General features: G+C 36.3%; 18 protein-coding genes. All 18 read left to right on the forward strand.

Translation table 11 applies throughout. The features are described 5' to 3' along the window. Nucleotides 1-25: 25 nt before the first annotated feature. A complete protein-coding gene (locus tag QH639_RS07465) occupies nt 26-1,357 on the forward strand; it encodes an AMP-binding protein (RefSeq protein WP_281115911.1) in 1,332 nt (443 codons plus the stop codon). After that, complete coding sequence (locus QH639_RS07470) at nt 1,354-2,415, forward strand: LuxE/PaaK family acyltransferase (RefSeq protein WP_036076753.1); 1,062 nt, start codon at nt 1,354-1,356, stop codon at nt 2,413-2,415. The genes QH639_RS07465 and QH639_RS07470 overlap by 4 nt, the downstream gene beginning before the upstream one ends. Continuing rightward, the gene (locus QH639_RS07475) at nt 2,412-3,605 is read left to right on the forward strand and encodes an acyl-CoA reductase (RefSeq protein WP_281115912.1); all 1,194 of its coding nucleotides are present in this window, start codon (nt 2,412-2,414) and stop codon (nt 3,603-3,605) included. Before QH639_RS07470 ends, QH639_RS07475 begins: the two co-directional genes overlap by 4 nt. Next, complete coding sequence (gene pseH / locus QH639_RS07480; protein ID WP_281115913.1) at nt 3,602-4,138, forward strand: UDP-4-amino-4,6-dideoxy-N-acetyl-beta-L-altrosamine N-acetyltransferase; 537 nt, start codon at nt 3,602-3,604, stop codon at nt 4,136-4,138. Before QH639_RS07475 ends, pseH begins: the two co-directional genes overlap by 4 nt. After that, nucleotides 4,135-4,857, forward strand: a complete 723-nt coding sequence (locus tag QH639_RS07485; RefSeq protein WP_281115914.1) for a glycosyltransferase family protein — start codon at nt 4,135-4,137, stop codon at nt 4,855-4,857. Before pseH ends, QH639_RS07485 begins: the two co-directional genes overlap by 4 nt. Next, entirely contained in the window at nt 4,857-5,825 is a 969-nt protein-coding gene (gene pseG, locus QH639_RS07490; protein ID WP_281115915.1) for a UDP-2,4-diacetamido-2,4,6-trideoxy-beta-L-altropyranose hydrolase, read from the forward strand. Before QH639_RS07485 ends, pseG begins: the two co-directional genes overlap by 1 nt. Then, nucleotides 5,822-6,868: a pseudaminic acid synthase gene (gene pseI, locus QH639_RS07495; RefSeq protein ID WP_281115916.1), complete on the forward strand. Its 1,047-nt coding sequence runs from the start codon at nt 5,822-5,824 to the stop codon at nt 6,866-6,868. The genes pseG and pseI overlap by 4 nt, the downstream gene beginning before the upstream one ends. Continuing rightward, a complete protein-coding gene (gene pseC / locus QH639_RS07500) occupies nt 6,865-8,007 on the forward strand; it encodes a UDP-4-amino-4,6-dideoxy-N-acetyl-beta-L-altrosamine transaminase (protein WP_281115917.1) in 1,143 nt (380 codons plus the stop codon). The genes pseI and pseC overlap by 4 nt, the downstream gene beginning before the upstream one ends. Before the next feature lie 57 nt (nt 8,008-8,064). Then, nucleotides 8,065-9,279 (forward strand): glucose-6-phosphate isomerase, encoded by a 1,215-nt coding sequence (locus QH639_RS07505; protein ID WP_281115918.1) that lies wholly within the window; start codon nt 8,065-8,067, stop codon nt 9,277-9,279. Next, on the forward strand, nt 9,272-10,969 hold the full coding sequence (locus QH639_RS07510; protein WP_281115919.1) for a phospho-sugar mutase: 1,698 nt from the start codon (nt 9,272-9,274) through the stop codon (nt 10,967-10,969). The genes QH639_RS07505 and QH639_RS07510 overlap by 8 nt, the downstream gene beginning before the upstream one ends. A 188-nt stretch (nt 10,970-11,157) precedes the next feature. After that, nucleotides 11,158-11,535, forward strand: a complete 378-nt coding sequence (locus QH639_RS07515) for a flagellar protein FlaG (protein WP_281115920.1) — start codon at nt 11,158-11,160, stop codon at nt 11,533-11,535. Between the two features lie 21 nt (nt 11,536-11,556). Beyond that, entirely contained in the window at nt 11,557-13,089 is a 1,533-nt protein-coding gene (locus QH639_RS07520; RefSeq protein WP_281115921.1) for a flagellar hook-associated protein 2, read from the forward strand. Between the two features lie 18 nt (nt 13,090-13,107). Further along, a complete protein-coding gene (fliT, locus tag QH639_RS07525; RefSeq protein WP_281115922.1) occupies nt 13,108-13,467 on the forward strand; it encodes a flagellar protein FliT in 360 nt (119 codons plus the stop codon). Nucleotides 13,468-13,654: 187 nt separating this feature from the next. Beyond that, nucleotides 13,655-14,065: a flagellar export chaperone FliS gene (gene fliS, locus QH639_RS07530; RefSeq protein ID WP_048392059.1), complete on the forward strand. Its 411-nt coding sequence runs from the start codon at nt 13,655-13,657 to the stop codon at nt 14,063-14,065. 181 nt (nt 14,066-14,246) lie between these two features. Then, nucleotides 14,247-14,630, forward strand: a complete 384-nt coding sequence (locus QH639_RS07535; RefSeq protein ID WP_048392058.1) for a PilZ domain-containing protein — start codon at nt 14,247-14,249, stop codon at nt 14,628-14,630. Nucleotides 14,631-14,720: 90 nt separating this feature from the next. Then, nucleotides 14,721-15,272 (forward strand): ribosome hibernation-promoting factor, HPF/YfiA family, encoded by a 552-nt coding sequence (gene hpf, locus QH639_RS07540; protein ID WP_004227537.1) that lies wholly within the window; start codon nt 14,721-14,723, stop codon nt 15,270-15,272. A 144-nt stretch (nt 15,273-15,416) separates the two neighbouring features. After that, the gene (gene secA / locus QH639_RS07545) at nt 15,417-17,927 is read left to right on the forward strand and encodes a preprotein translocase subunit SecA (protein WP_066036288.1); all 2,511 of its coding nucleotides are present in this window, start codon (nt 15,417-15,419) and stop codon (nt 17,925-17,927) included. A gap of 325 nt (nt 17,928-18,252) precedes the next feature. Continuing rightward, nucleotides 18,253-18,795, forward strand: a complete 543-nt coding sequence (locus QH639_RS07550; RefSeq protein WP_131522092.1) for a competence protein ComK — start codon at nt 18,253-18,255, stop codon at nt 18,793-18,795. Nucleotides 18,796-18,806 lie beyond the last annotated feature (11 nt).

The following is an 18,806-nucleotide window of genomic DNA, read 5'->3' on the forward strand; positions in this document are numbered from 1 at the left end:
TTTTTTCTTTGAAAGGAGCGAGTATATGAGTTTTTTTAATTTAGAAGGTACTGAATTAGCAATTATTACAGATGAACAAACTTTTGCATACAATGAAATTCCTAAAGTTGAGTTTAATAGTGAACAAAAAGAGATGGTGTTAATTTTATGTCAAAATACAATCGATATTTTAGCAGCTTATATATCAGCGATAAATAGCAAACATGCTGTTATGCTACTTGCTTCAGATATTAATCAGGAATTGTTAGAAAACATAGTAGAGACATTTCAACCCAAATGGATTGTCGGATTGAATAGTTTTAAAAGTTATGAAACTTACCAAAACCAATTAGTTAGAATAAAAGAAAAGACTATTCATATTCATCCGGACCTAGCAATCTTACTTAGCACATCTGGTACAACAGGAAGTCAAAAATTTGTTCGATTATCTTACGGTAATATACGTTCAAATGCACAATCAATTATTGAATATTTAGCCATCGATGAGAATGAGCGTGCTGTTATGAACTTACCATTGTCTTATTCGTATGGGATGTCAATTGTGAACAGTCATCTATTAGCGGGAGCAGCGTTAATATTATCTGAAGAAAGTGTAATGGAGAAGTCATTTTGGGAGGAAGTTCGTGAGCATAAAGCTACTTCACTTGCAGGTGTTCCTTTTACGTATCAGATGCTTCAACGTATTGGTTTTATGAAAATGGATTTACCGTATTTAAAGACGCTCACGCAAGCTGGTGGACGACTAAATGAAAAATTAGTAAAAGTTTTTGGTGAATATGCACAGCAAAATAATAAGCGGTTTTTTGTCATGTATGGGCAAACAGAGGCATCACCTCGCATGTCTTATATTCCCCATGAACGTGTACTTACTAAATTAGGTTCGATTGGTATTGCCATACCAGGTGGAAACTTGACTATAGATAGTGAGACGAGTGAGCTTATCTATAAAGGTGCTAATGTAATGATGGGATATGCGGAATGCTTAGAAGATTTATCATTAGGGGATGAACTATCCGGCATACTATATACGGGAGATACTGCAACTGTTGATAATGAAGGGTATTTTACTATTACAGGACGAATGAAACGTTTTATTAAGTTATTTGGATTAAGGATTAATTTAGATGATGTAGAGAAGAAGTTAGAGGCAGTCATTCAAGCACCAATAGCATGTACTGGTAACGATGATAAGTTAGTGGTGGTAATTGAAAAAGAAGAACAGATGGGCCATGTCAAAGAAAACCTTGAACGACTATATAAATTGCATAGGTCAGCTTATAAGGTGGTCATATTAGAAATTCCTCGCTTGGCTAATGGTAAGACAGATTATATGAAATTAAAGGAGAGCTGTTTATGATTGCCCCATATCATTTGGAACGACAGCAAAAATCAGCGCAGCTATTAGATAAACTTAATGCATTAACAAAATGGCATATGGACAATTGCCAAGAATATAAGGCGATGCTAGAAAAAAGTGATGCTGTACAACAAGTTGACACTTTAGAAGAAGTACCTTACTTACCGGTGCAAGTATTTAAGCTTTTAGAGTTAAAGTCGATTTCACAAGAAGAAATCGTAAAAGTACTGACTTCAAGTGGTACAACGGGGCAACAGGTGTCTAAAATCTACTTAGACAAAGAAACTTCTGTTGCACAAACTAAAATATTGGTTGAAGTGATGAAACCTTTGCTTGGCAGTAAACGTTTACCGATGATTATTTTAGATACGAAATCAGTGCTAAAAGATCGTAAATCATTTAGTGCTCGTGGTGCTGGCATTTTAGGCTTCTCCAATTTTGGTCGTAAGCATTTTTATGCATTAAATGATGATATGAGCTTAGATATTGTGGGCTTACAGGCATTTTTAAAGGAGTTTGCGGGGCAAAAAATTTTATTGTTCGGCTTTACGTTTATGATTTGGCAGTATGTCTATAAAGAAGTAATAGCAAGCGACATAAAGATTGACTGTGGAGACAGTATTTTAATTCACGGTGGTGGCTGGAAGAAGCTGAAGGATGAAGCGGTTGATTCCTCTACATTTAATCGCTTACTACATGAGCAGTTAGGCATTCGAGAGGTACATAATTATTACGGAATGGTCGAACAAGTTGGATCCATTTTTGTTGAGTGTAGTATGGGGCATCTTCATACACCTAGCTATGCAGATATTATTATTCGTAACCCCATTACATTTGAGCCAATTCCTTATGGAGAACAGGGGCTTATTCAGGTGTTAAGTGAGCTACCCAAAAGCTATCCGGGCCATTCATTGCTGACAGAAGATCTAGGTACCATTCATGGGGAAGATGATTGCCTTTGTGGTTGGAAAGGGAAATATTTCTCTGTAGCAGGGAGAATTCCAAAGGCGGAGCTCCGGGGCTGTAGTGATACTTTTCAAGGAGGGACTAAGCGATGAATCTATTTTGGCCAGAAAATATTGCATTTGAGTCTGCTATGGAACAGCTTTCCTTTTATAAACCAAATAAACCTTTTGACCAAGAGGTAGTGGCATTTACACAGGCTCTATCCAAACGTTTTCTTCGTATAAGAGAATTGCCTGAAATTGTAGCATTAGGTTACTGGCTTCGAAAGGCAAATATCAAGGAAATGCAAGCTGCATTTGAACAAGGGGCTGCACAAAAGAAAGTAAGGGCGCGAGGAACTGTGTTTCATATTGCGCCATCGAATGTTGATACAATTTTTGTTTATTCTTGGATGTTGTCGTTGTTAGCAGGCAATCGAAACATCATTCGAATTTCTAGTAAGGAGCAAAAGGGCTTAAACGTGCTTTTGCAAATAATTATAGAGGAGTTAACTCGTCCTGAATTTCAAAAAATTGCTCAGCAGACGATAATATGTACATATGGGCATGAGGAAAATGCAACAGCCGTCTTAAGTTCTGCTTGTCAGACACGTGTCATTTGGGGTGGAGATGTAACGATTTCTGCTATCCGCAGTGTACCACTAGCACCCTTAGCAAATGAACTTACTTTTCCAGACCGATTCTCATTGGCTGTTTTAAATAGTGAGATAATCTCTAAGTTAAATGAGAAGGAATTAGACAATCTTGTAGAGCAGTTTTATAATGATGTTTTTTGGTTTGATCAAATGGCGTGTTCTTCTCCAAGATTAATCGTCTGGAGTGGTGATAACCAAGAAGCAATCAATAAGTTTTGGACAGTGTTCGCACAAAAAATTCAGCAAAAGCAATATGAATTAATGGCAGCAACACAAGTGTTGAAATACACTACTAGTCTCGTACTTGCAACTGAAAGTGTTGTAGGTAATTTGGAAAATGGACTTTATTTTTCACGTGTAAAGCTAGCTGATGTGCCAGCAGATGTCCGTGAACGTCATTGCGGCGGCGGAATGTTTTACGAATATACTGTAGAGACACTGAAAGATTTAGCAGGTGTACTAATAGATAAAGATCAAACAATTGCTTATTTTGGTTTTGAACGTGAGGAACTTGAAAATTTAGTGGATGCTATTACAACTAGAGGAATCGATCGCATAGTTCCGATTGGTAAAGCTTTGGAATTTACAGGAGTATGGGATGGTCAAAGCTTTTTAACATCATTTACAAGGGAAGTAATCATTATATGAAATGGATACCAATTGAAGAGCAACATCTTCAGCAAATTTTAGATTGGCGTACACGAGAAGATATAACTCGCTATATGTATACAGATATTGAATATAGTTTAGAAAATCAAAAGAAATGGTTGAATACCATTCGGGCTGATCAAAAAGGTTTTTACTGGTTAATGGAATATAAAGGTGACATTATAGGCTTTATTTCAATCACTGACATCGATTGGAGACATAAACGTGGAGCCTGGAATTTTTATATTGGTGATATGAAATATGCAATGCTTGCAGGCTTTTTAGGAGCATACATGTACAATTATGCATTTACAGAGCTTGGTTTAGAAAAGTTAATTGGTGAAGTAATGGATATAAATGTAGGCGTACAAAAGCTTCATTTAAAACAGGGGGCGCGTCTTGTTGGAGTTTTTGAACAACATATATGCAAAAATAATAAATGGCATGATGTTTATGTATACGAAATGACAAAAAATCGCTGGCTAGAAGTTGGCACTAAATATAAAAAGTATATTCCAGAGGTGATGTCATGAAAACAATCGTGATTATTCAAGCAAGAATGGGCTCATCTCGTTTGCCAGGAAAGATTTTAAAGAAACTTGGCGATGTGGAGGTCCTTACATATGATATAGAGCGTTGTCGTGCAATTGAGGGGATAAGTGAAGTAATCGTTGCCACAAGTGATTTACCCCAAGATGATGCTATTGCACATTGGTGTGAAAGATATGGGGTAGCTTATTACCGTGGCTCAGAAGATGATGTATTAGATCGTTATGTGCAATGCGCTAACATGTATAAACCTGAATATGTAATGCGTGTGACATCAGATTGCCCATTTGTTGATTACGAAATGGCAAGTGAGATGGTCTCTCTAATGAAAAAAGAGCAGAAAGATATCGTGTTACTAGATGGAAATCCTCCTCGTGGCTTAGCGGTTGAACTGCTATCTTATGAAGCATTATTACATATTCATAAAGTTGGTAAAGAACCTAGACATCGTGAACATGTAACATATTTTGCGTATGAACATGCTGAAAAGTTCAATTCAGTTACATATCAGGTACCTTCAAATCGTATTGCACCAGAACTGCGTATCACATTAGATACATATGAAGACTATCAATTAGTTTCAGCTATAGCAAATCATTTTGACGACTCGCTAGTGTCTAGCTCAAAGGTGATTCAATATTTAAGAGAAACACCTGAGGTTGCTGCATTAAATGCACATATTGAACAAAAGCCGGTGATTTAATGAAAAAAATAATAATTCGTACAGATTCATCATTTGCAATTGGAAGCGGTCATGTAATGCGATGCTTGACAATTGCTCACAAATTGAAAGAACTAGGTTTTTACGTTCAATTTTGGATGGAACCTCTTGCAGGCAATTTAATCAATTATGTTGCACAGCAGGGCTTTGGGTTGATTTCGAGTGCAGAAGAAGCTGATCTTTATATAGTTGATCATTATGAATTGAATATTGATTGGGAGAAGTATATTCGACAATATACGAAAAAAATAATGATCATTGATGATTTAGCAAGAACTCACGATTGTGACTTATTACTTGATCAAAATGTTGTCCCTGATTTTGAAAGTCGTTACGATGGACTTGTCCCGAACCATTGTGTGAAATTACTTGGACCAAAGTACTTAATTATGCGTGAAGAGTTTTTAATGGCTCGAAACCAAATGTCACAGCGCCATAATAATATTAAACGTCTACTTGTATTTATGGGGGGAACTGATCCAACAAATGAGACAATGAAAATTTTAATTGCGCTAGAAGATTACTCATTTGCTCAAATAGATATCGTTGTTGGGAACGGGAATGTACATAAAGGGGAAATCAAGGAAATTTGCAATGAGCGTAATTATCAATATCATTGTCAAATATCTTATATGGCACAGCTTATGCAGCAGGCAGATTTTTGCATAGGTGCTGGTGGTGGAACTATGTGGGAACGTTGCTATGTGGGACTCCCTTCCTCTAGTACGATTGTTGCTGCTAACCAACTCATTACTACTACCTATGCTGCACAACTAGGCGCAGTAATAAATCTAGGATGGCATGAAGATGTGACTGTAGAAAAGTATAGAAACCTACTAAAGGGTTTACGAGACGTGAATGTAAAGAAGCTGGGAAATATTAGTCTACAATTAACAGCAGCACCACAACCAAATGCTTGGTTATCACAAATAATGGAGTTGTTAGCATGATTAAAATTGGAAATAAGGAAATTGGGAAGCATGTCAAACCTTTTATCATTGCAGAAATGTCCGGCAATCATAATCAATCGTTAGAGCGAGCATTGCACTTAGTAGATCTAGCGGCAGAAGCAGGTGTAGATGCATTAAAGCTACAAACATATACACCAGATACGATTACATTAGATGTCCATACAGGGGAATTTTATATTCAAGATGATGAAAATATTTGGAAGGGAAATTCTCTTTATAATTTATATAAAGAAGCTTACACCCCTTGGGAATGGCATGAGGCAATTTTTAATCGTGCAAAAGAACATGGTCTACTAGCATTTAGTTCACCCTTTGATGAAACAGCTGTTGACTTTTTAGAAACTTTAAACGTACCGGCTTATAAAATTGCCTCTTTTGAGAATGTGGATATACCTTTAATTCGAAAAGTTGCTCGAACTGGAAAACCTATTATTATTTCTACAGGTATGGCAACAGCAGGAGAACTAGATGAAGCAGTTGGTGCTGCAAGAGCTGAAGGGAATCAACAAATTGTACTATTAAAATGTACAAGTACTTACCCTGCTACTCCTGCAAACTCTAATCTAGTTACCATTCCCCATATGAGAGAATTATTTGGAACTGAAATTGGTTTATCAGATCACACGTTGGGTGTGGGTGTATCAGTGGCAGCAGTTACTCTTGGTGCAACTGTAATAGAAAAACATTTTACAACTTCTCGTTCTGATGGCGGTGTCGATTCAGCCTTTTCAATGGAACCCCATGAGCTAAAAATGCTAGTAGAAGAAACAGAGCGAGCATGGCAAAGCTTGGGACAAGTACAATATGGACCAACAGATGCTGAAAAGGATTCTACAAAATTTAGACGCTCGTTGTATATAAGTGAAAATTTAAATGCAGGGGACCTACTAACCAAAGAAAATGTGAGAAATATAAGACCTGGCCTAGGATTGCCGACAAAATACTATGATTTGATCATTGGTAAGCACATTAATCAAGATGTGAAAAAAGGAACGCCTTTAAGTTGGGAGTTATTACTATGAAAAAGCGCAATGAATTTCTCTCCTACGGTCGCCAATCTATAGATGAAGAAGACATTCAAATGGTAATTGAAACATTGCGTTCTCCTTTTTTAACACAAGGCCCTAAAATAAAAGAGTTTGAACAAGCAATTGCTAATTATGTTGGTGCTCAATATGCAGTGGCATTTTGTAATGGAACGGCAGCCCTCCATGCAGCTTGTTACGCAGCTGGAATAGGTGAAGGGGATGAAGTCATTACATCGCCCATTACTTTTGCGGCAAGTGCGAATTGTGTACGTTATATGGGAGGAACTGTAGTTTTTGCCGATATTGATGCCCGTACATACAATATTGATCCGACCGAAATTAGAAAAAAGATATCATCCAAAACAAAGGCAATCATTCCTATAGATTTTACAGGTCAGCCTGCTGATTTAGACGCAATCAATGCCATCGCGAGAGAGCATAACTTAGTTGTTATTGAAGATGGTGCTCATTCCCTTGGCGCTGAATATAAAGGAAAAAAAGTTGGAATACAAGCAGATATGACCATGTTCAGTTTTCATCCTGTTAAACCAATTACCACAACTGAGGGTGGAATCATCGTAACGAATAACAAAGAGTATTATAAAAAACTACAATTATTCCGCAGTCATGGTATCGAGCAAACGGAGTATTCATCTGAACAAGGTGATTGGTATTATGAAATGACAGACCTTGGTTATAATTATCGAATGACGGATTTACAAGCGGCACTTGGCTTGTCGCAATTGACGAAAATTGACGCATTTATCCAAAAACGTCGTGAAATTGCAGATTTTTATACAGAAGCTTTTCAAGATGAGAATAGAATTGTCGTTCCTCAACAACTACACGAAACGAATTCAGGATGGCATTTGTATATGATTCAGCTTGAAAAGGAATCGCGTAAGGAAATTTTCGGAAAAATGAGATCCATGAATATAGGGGTACATGTACATTACATTCCTGTTTATTGGCATCCCTATTACCAAAAGTTAGGTTACGAACGTGGCCTATGTCCAATTGCAGAAAATTGGTATGAAAAGGCCTTAACTTTACCGATCCATCCTCAAATGACAATAGAAGATTTAGCAATTATTGTGTCGAATATTAAAGAATTACTAAATCAGCCGAAATAAGTAGTACTACATTCAGCTTACTTTAAAATGGTAAGCTGTTTAACAGGAGATGACAAGATGATCTATTTTCAGCCATTAAGTGAGTTTCCTAGAATGAAAAATACTGATTGCCCGAGTATGAAGCATTACAATCCTGTTACAGTGCAAGAGCTTTTTGCCATTCAAAATGTTGCAAATCAAGTAATTTCTGAAGCGAAAATTTTCCTAATTATTGGTGTAGGAGGTTCATTTCTTGGTGCACGTGCAGTAATTGATGCGCTAACACCCTACTTCACTACAAAAAATGATGTTGAAATTTTATATGCTGGAAATAATATGAGCGGTGCATACTTAAACCAATTATTAACATATTTAGATACGAAAGAAGTTTATGTCAATGTTATTTCAAAGTCAGGTTCTACGATGGAGCCAGCCTTAACATTTCGAGTTGTGAAAAAATACATGGATAAACGATATGGAAAAGAAGCCCGTAAGCGAATTATTGTGACAACTGATGCTGAAAAAGGTATTTTGAAGAAAATTGCAAACAAAGAAGGATATCGCCAATTTGTTATTCCGTCTGATGTAGGAGGACGTTATTCAGTATTTACTCCAGTTGGCTTACTACCAATTGCTGTTGCAGGCATTGATATAGAGGCATTTGTTCGTGGGGGACGACAAGCGGAGTTGGACTTTTCAAGTGAATCGAATAGTGCGATTGATTATGCTTGGAATCGCTATGCTTTATATAAACAAGGTTATTCTGTTGAACTTCTTGCTTCATTTGAACCTAGACTAAATAAATTACATGAATGGTGGAAACAGTTATTTGGGGAAAGTGAAGGGAAGGAACACAAAGGATTATATCCTTCAACTGTAAATTATTCATCTGATTTACATGCCATCGGGCAATTTATTCAGGATGGAAGTCGAATTATGTTTGAGACGCTTATTCATTTTGACACTATCGAAGGCGATATTGAAATTCCTTTTTCAGTAGATAATATAGATGGTCTCAATTATTTAGCAGGGCGTTCAATGAATAGTATAAATTCAACTTCTAAAGATGGTGTTGCATTAGCACATGAAGAAGGTGGCGTACCAGTAATACGTATTGAACTACCAAAATTAGATGCTTATCATGTTGGCTATTTAATGATGTTCTTTATGAAGGCGTGTGTGATTAGTGCTAACTTACTAGAGGTTAATCCATACGATCAGCCAGGTGTGGAGGCATATAAAGAGAAAATGCTAGAGTTATTAAAGGAAGATATGGTGAAGGTACGTGCATAAGGAATTATATGAGGAATGGTTACACAAAGCTAATTGTAGTTATCAAGAAGAGTTAAGTAAGATTATTAATGATGACCAATTGATAAAGGATCATTTTTATCAATATATTCCGTTTGGAACAGGTGGTATGAGAGGAAAACTAGGAGCTGGAACAAATCGTATTAACGTTCATACGATTCGATTAGTTGCGGAAGGTTTGGCCAGGCAAATTGAAGATCAAGGCGATCTTGCAAAAAAAAATGGTGTGGTCATAGCTTATGATACGCGTCATTTTTCTAAAGAATTTGCATATGAGACAGCTGGCGTTTTAGCTACACATGGTATTAAAAGCTATGTTTTCCGAGAAAGTAGACCTACCCCTGAGCTAAGTTTTGCTGTTCGTTATTTAACAGCTTATGCAGGGGTAGTTATTACAGCAAGTCATAATCCTAAAGAATATAATGGATTTAAAGTGTATGGTCAGGATGGAGCACAACTAACACCAAAGTTTGCTAATGAGATTATAGAACATATGAAAAGGGTGGATGATATATTTACAATTCACTCCTTTACAAAAAAAGAGTTACTTGAATCGAAATTCTGCATAGAAATCTTAGAGGATTTAGATAATGCATACAATGAAGCTTTAAAGACACTAGTAAAGAAAAAGAATGAAAATGCAGATCTAAACGTAGTTTATACACCTTTACATGGTGCAGGTCTAGAACCAACAAAGCGTGCATTAGCAGAAGCAGGGTTCACTAATGTCCATATTGTAAATGAACAAGCTATACAAGATGGTAATTTTCCAACGGTGAGTTATCCAAACCCTGAAGAAGCGTTAGCGTTTGAAATGGGAATTACTCTTGGCAAACAAGTCGGTGCTCATCTAATCCTTGCGACAGACCCTGATGCAGATCGTTTAGGTGTAGCAATTTCAACGAAGGGCAATTACCAGCTATTGACAGGTAATCAACTAGGAGCACTTTTATTAAACTATATTCTTACTAAAGGAAAACTTGAGGGGACACTACCTGAAAATGGTGTTATATTAAAAACCATTGTAACATCTGAGTTAGGGACAGCAATCGCCAAAAGTTTTAATGTTCAAACGATAAATACGCTTACTGGATTTAAGTTTATAGCTGAGAAAATTGAAGAATTTGAGACAACTGGTGAGTATTCATTTTTATTTGGCTACGAAGAAAGCTATGGATATTTAGCGGCAAGTTTTGTCAGGGATAAAGATGCAGTGCAGATTGCACTTCTAACCGCAGAGATGGCATCATATTACCAAAAACAGAATCAAACATTAATAGAGGTACTAAATCACCTATATCAGCAATTTGGCTATTTCGGTGAAAAATTATTAACATTTACATATGATGGTTTGGATGGGCAATTAAAAATGAAGAGCATAATGAATCGTCTTAGCATATCACCATACGAGGAAATTGGTAATACTCCTGTTGTTGCAATGGAGGATTACAGTAAGGGTATCTCCTATCTAAATGGTACGACAAAGCCACTCCATCTACCGAAGGCTGACGTCATAAAATATATATTACAAGATGGCTCTTGGATATGTATAAGACCATCAGGGACTGAACCGAAATGTAAAATTTATGTGGGAGTATGTAAAAATACCATTAATGAGGTTCAATCTACTATAGATAAGATTATTCAAGATGTTCAATCAATAATAAATTAGGAAAAAATGTCTCAAAATAATTTTGAGACATTTTTTGTTTAGGTAATGGCATGTTTTATTCTACTAACTGTGATAGCAGACAGAGCTAAAATAGCCATTTTTCCTTGATTTTCTAATATCACTATGAAATTATCAATCTTTTAGCCGATACTAATTGTAACTAAGATGAAAGTAAATGGGAGGTAATTATGCGTATCAATACTCAAAATTTAGATACATCTATGAAAACTATCTCGACAGTGTCACAAAGTAATGTTGAACAGAATTCAGCAGAGCCGATTCAACAAATAACAGATGTTTTGAAGCAAGATCAACAACAAGAGACTGGCGCAAGAAAAGTTACAAAAGAAAATATTGAAAAAGCGATTGATTCTATTGGTGAATTTTTAAATTTAGATCATAAACAGTCTAAATTTGTATTACACGAAGGATTAAATAAGTATTTCGTACGTTTAGTTAACTCTGAGACGGAGGAAGTAATTAAAGAGATTCCTCCTGAAAAATTACTTGATGCTTTTTACGAAATGAAAAAACTTGCAGGGATGATTATAGACGAAAAAATATAGAAAATATTGGAGGTTTTTATAATGGTTACAAGAATTGGTGGATTAGCTTCAGGAATGGATATTGACAGTCTGGTAGAAAAGTTAATGTCTGCAGAGAAGGCACCGTTAAATAAACTGTATCAACAGAAGCAAAAATATGAATGGCAACGTGATGCTTATCGAGATGTAAATAAACAATTAGCATCATTTGATAAGTTTTTATTAGATGAAATGACGTTACAACGAGATTTTTATAAAAAAAGTGCGACTTCTTCACATGATGCTGTTTCTGTCACTGCTAACACATCTGCATCTGGTACTTTACAAATTGATAAAATCGATCAACTCGCAACGGCAGGTAATAGAGTAGGGCTAGTGGCAGAATCAAATCGGGCAAAAACAACTACTCTAAAAAGCCTTGGTGTTACTGGTGATGCAAATGGAAAAATTGATATAAAAATGAAGGTGCTACAAAATGATGGTAGCATGAAAGAAGTGACAAAAACCTTTAAAACATCTGACACTATTGAAAGTGTTGTCGCAGGGTTAAATAAAGATACTGGATTAAATGCTTTCTACGATGAAGCGACTGGGCAATTTTCGTTGACAACACAAGCGACTGGTAAAGGTGTCAAGTATGGTGACCATGAGGGGGTAAGTGCATATCTAGAAACTGGTCAAGAATTATTTTCTAAATTAGGGTTTACCTCAAGCGATCCTAGTGACCCGAATTATGCAAATGTATTAGCTAAAGGTGGACAAGATGCAAAATTAACTGTGAATGGTGCTGAAATCACACGTAGCTCAAATACATTTGATATTAATGGCTTTAATGTTACTTTAAAAGATAAATATTCAGATAGTAAACCTATTACATTGACAGCCACTACAGATGCTGATGCAATGATAGATAAAATTAAAAAGTTTGTAGAAACATATAATGGTCTAGTTGCTTCGTTAAATAGTTTAACATCTGAGAAGAAATATCGTGATTTCTTACCGTTAACAGAAGAGCAAAAAGCTGATATGGAAGAAAAAGATATTGAGAAATGGGAAGAAAAAGCGAAAAGCGGTATGCTTCGAAGTGATCCAATTGTACGAAATGCATTGTCAAGTATGCGTGGCATTATGTATGAAAAGGGTGGAAGTAATAATGCCTTATTCGATACTTTATCTGAGATGGGTATAACTACTACAAAATCCTATCTTGAAGGCGGTAAATTAGAAATCGATGAAGAAAAATTACGTGCAGCAATTACGGCAGATCCACAAGCAGTATCCGATACTTTCACAAAATCCTTAGAAAATGGTAATGGTGGGATTGTCCAAAAGCTCCGTGGGTCCATTAAAAATTCTGTAGCCACAATTGAGAAAAAAGCTGGTAAAACAACAATGACAGAGCAAAATTACTCAATCGGTAAAAGCTTAATTGGTGTGGATGATAGAATTGCTGCTTGGAAAGTGAAATTAGAAAACATAGAAAAACGATATTGGAAACAATTCGCTGCTATGGAGCAAGCAATAAACAAAGCAAATCAACAGTCTAGTATGTTTATGCAAGGCGGAGGCTTCTAATTAAGGTAGGGGAAAAATATGCAGCAAATAGATCAACTATTGCAAGCATCAGCAAATTTATTTAAGCATTTGGGTGAAACTCCTAAAGGTGAAGACCGTGATGAATATATCAACACTATTAATAACATGTTGGACAAGCGTGGTATGATTATTAAAGGCATAATGGATGAGGGATTTCATTTTGATGAACAAAATCATATTCATCGAACATTGCTAGAATTAGATAATGGTATTAAAAAGCGTTTAGCAGATGTAATGGATGCAGTTAAACAAGACATGGCAAACCTACAAAAAACGAAGAAAAGTGAACAGCAATATTATAATCCTTACTCAAATGTTCGCGTAATGGATGGCATGTATTATGACAAAAAAAATTAATCGTTTATCTTCAATCAACGTGGTAGTAGTTGCTAGCTGAATGGCAGATGTCATGGATTTTAAAAGGAGTGAATTGTGATCTTACAATTCAAAAACCAGACAAAATTACGCTGAGACGTAAATAGCTTTTCTTCGTAAAATGGTTTAAACTAGTAAATAAGTAACCTTTCAAAGGAGTTGTCCTTTATTGGCAGCAAATTTAACAGCACAAAACGCGTATAAACAAAATAGTGTGACTACAGCTTCACCTGGCGAACTGACATTAATGCTTTATAATGGATGCTTGAAATTCTTGCATAAGGCGAAACAAGCTATCCAAGATAAGAATATTCAAGAGAAAAATACAAACATTCAAAAAGCTCAGGCGATTATTAGTGAACTAATGTCTACACTCAATATGGATATTGAGATTTCAAAACAAATGCTACCTCTTTACGAATATATGAATCATCGTTTAGTAGAAGCCAACATTCAAAATGATGTAGCCATTATTGAAGAAGTGGAAGGATTTGTGACGGAATTTCGCGATACGTGGAAGGAAGTAATTCGCATTAATCGACAACAGCAATTTGGTCAAGGAAACAGCGGACAAATTTAGACACAATTAGAGACCATCGAAAGTGATGGTCTCTTTTTTGTTAAATCGTTATTATCATGAAATAGTCATAAATTAGGCTATTCAAAGGTAAAATATGTTACTTATTCCCTGTGGCTGTTAGTTGGGTATCATGGCATAATCAAAGCAATAAACATGTTTAAAAGAGTACTGGGGTGGGAATATGATCTTTAAGCGTCAAGAAGGTTTCCGATTTAAATTTAAGGAGCCTATTCAAATAACTTTTGCTATTTATGAGAATGGAAAGGTCAATCATGGACAAACGGCTATGGCTGACTTGTTGGATATAAGTCCACGTGGATTAAAGATGTTTACGGAAGTGGATTTAGGTATAAATCCTCCTCCATTAGATATCCATTTTGTGCTTGATACACAAGAAGTTCGTGCTTATGGAGAAGTGATTTGGAGTCGTCCATTTGGGAGTGGCAAGCAATATGGCATCTATTTTAATAATCAAGGACCCGTGGAAGATTTGATTGTTGAAGAACTAAAGCTTCGACGAAAAAAGGAAGCAGCAGAAGCGAAAAAACAAAATAATAATTTATAAAAATTTTTGTAAAAAAAAGAATGATTTTAGAGGAATTTCACACACTTGTGTAGAAATAGATAGTATAGCAGTTATAAAGGAGGAGTTTACATGTTAAACTTTAACATTCGTGGTGAAAATATTGAGGTAACTCCAGCTATTCGAGAGTATGTTGAGAACAAAATCGATAAAGTTGAACGCTATTTTAACGAAGATGTTAATGCCAACGCTAATGTCAATTTAAAGGTTTACAATGACAAACAAACGAAAGTGGAAGTCACTATTCCAATGAAAAACCTAACTCTTCGTGCTGAAGAGCGTCATAATGATATGTATGCTGCTGTTGATCTAATTGTTGATAAATTAGAGCGTCAGATCCGCAAGCATAAAACAAAAGTAAACCGTAAATTCCGCGAGCGTGAAGGTGCAGGCCTTTATTTTGCTACTACTCAAGCAGCCGCTGATGCTGTGTCAGAGGAAGAAGAATACTCAATTGTTCGTACAAAGCAATTTGATTTAAAACCGATGGATCAAGAAGAGGCAGTTCTACAAATGAATATGCTTGGACATGATTTCTATGTCTTTACCGATGCTGAATCGAACGGCACAAATATTGTATATAAACGTAAAGATGGAAAATATGGCTTAATTGAAACAACTTAAAACTTCATGATGACGAAGGCTCTCGCGATGGCGAGGGCCTTTTTTTGGTATGACAATCATATGTAGCTGGGGTGACAGTTTGCATGAAACTGTTACACAATGGTAAAATGAAAGTTGAATCTATATAGGAAGTGAAAAACATTCATGGCAAACCTATTAAATAAATTATTTGATTTCAATAAACGTGAGCTAAAAAAATTAGAAAAAATCGCTGACCAAGTTGAGCGTTTCGCTTCTCAAATGGAACAGCTTTCAGATGATCAATTACAAGCGAAAACAGATGAATTTAAAAAGCGTTATGCTGAGGGTGAGCATTTAGAGTCGATTCGTGCCGAAGCTTTTGCTGTTTGTAGAGAAGCGGCAAAACGTGTATTAGAGATGTACCCATTCCGCGTTCAAATCATGGGGGCTGCTGCTCTTGATGAGGGGAATATCGCAGAGATGAAAACCGGGGAAGGTAAAACTTTAACAGCGACAATGGCTGTTTATTTAAATGCCATCACTGGTAAAGGTGTACATGTTGTAACAGTCAACGAATACCTAGCGAGTCGTGATGCTGCTGAAATGGGACAACTTTATAATTTCTTAGGCTTATCTGTTGGGCTTAATCTGAATAGCCTTTCAAAAGATGAAAAACGAACTGCATATGAGGCTGATATTACGTATAGTACAAACAATGAACTAGGATTTGACTACTTACGTGATAACATGGTGCTTTACAAAGAGGAACGTGTCCAACGTCCATTACACTATGCTGTCATTGATGAGGTGGACTCGATCTTAATTGATGAAGCGCGTACGCCATTAATTATTTCGGGTCAAGCTGGGAAATCAGCACAGCTTTATAAACAGTCTAATGCGTTTGTACGTATGTTAAATGCAGAGACAGACTATACGTATGAAGAGTCAACAAAAGGTGTTACATTAACAGATGCAGGTGTGGAAAAGGCAGAAAAAGCATTTGGCATCGATAATCTATTTGATTTGACACATGTTCGTTTAAATCATGCGATCAATCAATCATTAAAGGCGCATGTTAGTATGCATAATGATGTCGATTATGTTGTGCAGGATGGCGAAATTGTGATTGTTGATGGCTTTACTGGTCGTTTGATGAAGGGTCGTCGTTATTCTGATGGCTTACACCAAGCAATTGAAGCTAAAGAAGGCGTTGAGATTCAAAATGAATCGATGACTATGGCGACCATTACCTTCCAAAACTACTTCCGCATGTATCAAAAGCTTGCAGGGATGACAGGTACAGCGAAAACAGAGGAAGAGGAATTCCGTAATATTTACAATATGAATGTTGTCGCTATTCCGACGAATAAACCGATTGCTCGTGATGATCGTGCTGACTTGATTTTTGCAACGATGGAAGGGAAATATAAAGCAGTTGCTGCTGATATCGCAGAGCGTCATAGAGCTGGTCAACCTGTTCTTGTTGGTACAGTTGCTATTGAAACGTCTGAAATCATTTCTAAATTATTGGATAAACATAAAATTCCTCATAATGTATTAAATGCGAAAAACCATGAACGAGAAGCTGAAATCATTGCGAACGCTGGTACAAAGGGTGCAGTGACAATTGCAACAAACATGGCTGGACGTGGTACAGATATTAAACCTGGCGAAGGAGTACTTGAAATTGGCGGTTTAGCGGTAATCGGTACAGAGCGACATGAATCACGTCGTATTGATAATCAGCTTCGTGGACGTTCTGGTCGTCAAGGGAATCCAGGGGTTACACAATTCTACCTATCCCTAGAGGATGATTTAATGCGTCGTTTTGGCTCTGATAATATGAAGTCGATGATGATGCGGTTAGGTATGGATGATTCCCAGCCATTGCAATCTAAAGTTGTGTCGAGAGCTGTAGAATCAGCGCAGAAACGTGTCGAAGGTAATAACTTTGATGCGCGTAAACGATTATTACAATATGACGATGTATTACGTCAGCAACGTGAGATTATTTATAAAGAGCGTTATGATGTGCTTGAAACAGAAAATATGCGTGTGCTTGTTGAGTCTATGATTCAAGAAACAATCGATAATGTTGTTAGCCTGTATACTCAAGGTGAACAGAAGGATTGGAACCTAAAGGCTATTGAAGACTTTGTAGCGGCTAATCTTTTAGAGGAAGGTCAACTTAAAGTATCTGATTTCCAAGGCAAGTCTGCTGAAGATATTAATCAGTTAATCTCTGATGCTGTTCATGTTCGTTATGATGAAAAAGAGGCAGAACTGACACCAGAGCGTATGCGTGAGTTTGAAAAGGTTATTTTATTACGATCAATCGATACAAAATGGATTGATCATATTGATGCAATGGATCAACTACGTCAAGGTATCCATCTGCGTGCTTATGGTCAAAACGATCCTCTTCGTGAATATCAACAAGAGGGCTTTGCAATGTTTGAGGATATGGTAGCCTCTATTCGCGAGGATGTTGCGAAATATGCGATGAAAGCAGAAATCCGCAATAATCTGGAGCGTGAAGAGGTGGCGAAGGGGCAGGCTGTTAATCCAAAAGAAGAAGGTGGCTCTGCGCCGAAAAAGCAACCAGTACGTAAAGCTGAAAACATTGGCCGTAATGATTTATGTCCATGTGGTAGCGGCAAGAAATTTAAAAACTGTCATGGCACAGCTCAATAATATCTAGGTGAAAAAATCATTTTAACTACGTGTTGAAGTGATTTTTTCTTTTTTAAAATAACTCAAAAATGAAGAAATTTTAGTATAAAAAGTCAGAATTTATAGACAATTGAAAAATATGGGTATACAATAGCTGTAATAATAGGTATTTAGTACAAGTTATTTATCCTATTATTATCCTGAATTTTTGATTGTGAGACTAAGTCTTAAGGAAGATTGGAATTTTTAAGCAATCTTACTCATTGAAAATAGCGGGAATGTAGATTAGTATATTCCTTTTTATTTTGACTGGAAGCAACATAAAATGTATGAAGGGGGACTATAGATGCATAAAAAAGATATTATGAATAGTGAAACAATGATGTATATGCCTGTGTATGATTCCTTTGGAAATTTATGTACGCAGGTGTTTGAGAAAAATAATGAGTATATATCTACGCTACCACCAACGAAATTATTGGACTTTAATCTGCGTTATTTTGGTTCTAGTTTAAGAGGAGCGTTCGATGGTTCAAAAATGATCCTAGGCAAGCTTAATAAAAATCCTATTGTCGTGCACGAACGTTGTAATATTTTATGGTTCCCTAGTAGGTCTCCTCTACATCCTGACTGTATCTGGTTCGCTGTCCATCATATAGATGACTATGTCGCTGTGGATAAAAAGATGACAAAGGTTACTTTTATGAATGGCAAGGAATTTATTGTGGATGTCAGTGTGAATGCGTTAGAGTCTCGGATACAAAGAGCTTTTTTATTAAAATATAGACTAGAGAAACGAACAAAATATTTACTTGTTCAGTATGACCGTGTGAAAGTATTTCAACGTCTTGCCAAAAATATGTTTGAGGACGAGACGCAGGATAGTTGACTTAATTGCAC

Source organism: Lysinibacillus sp. 1 U-2021 (assembly GCF_029916965.1).
Classification (GTDB): domain Bacteria; phylum Bacillota; class Bacilli; order Bacillales_A; family Planococcaceae; genus Lysinibacillus; species Lysinibacillus capsici.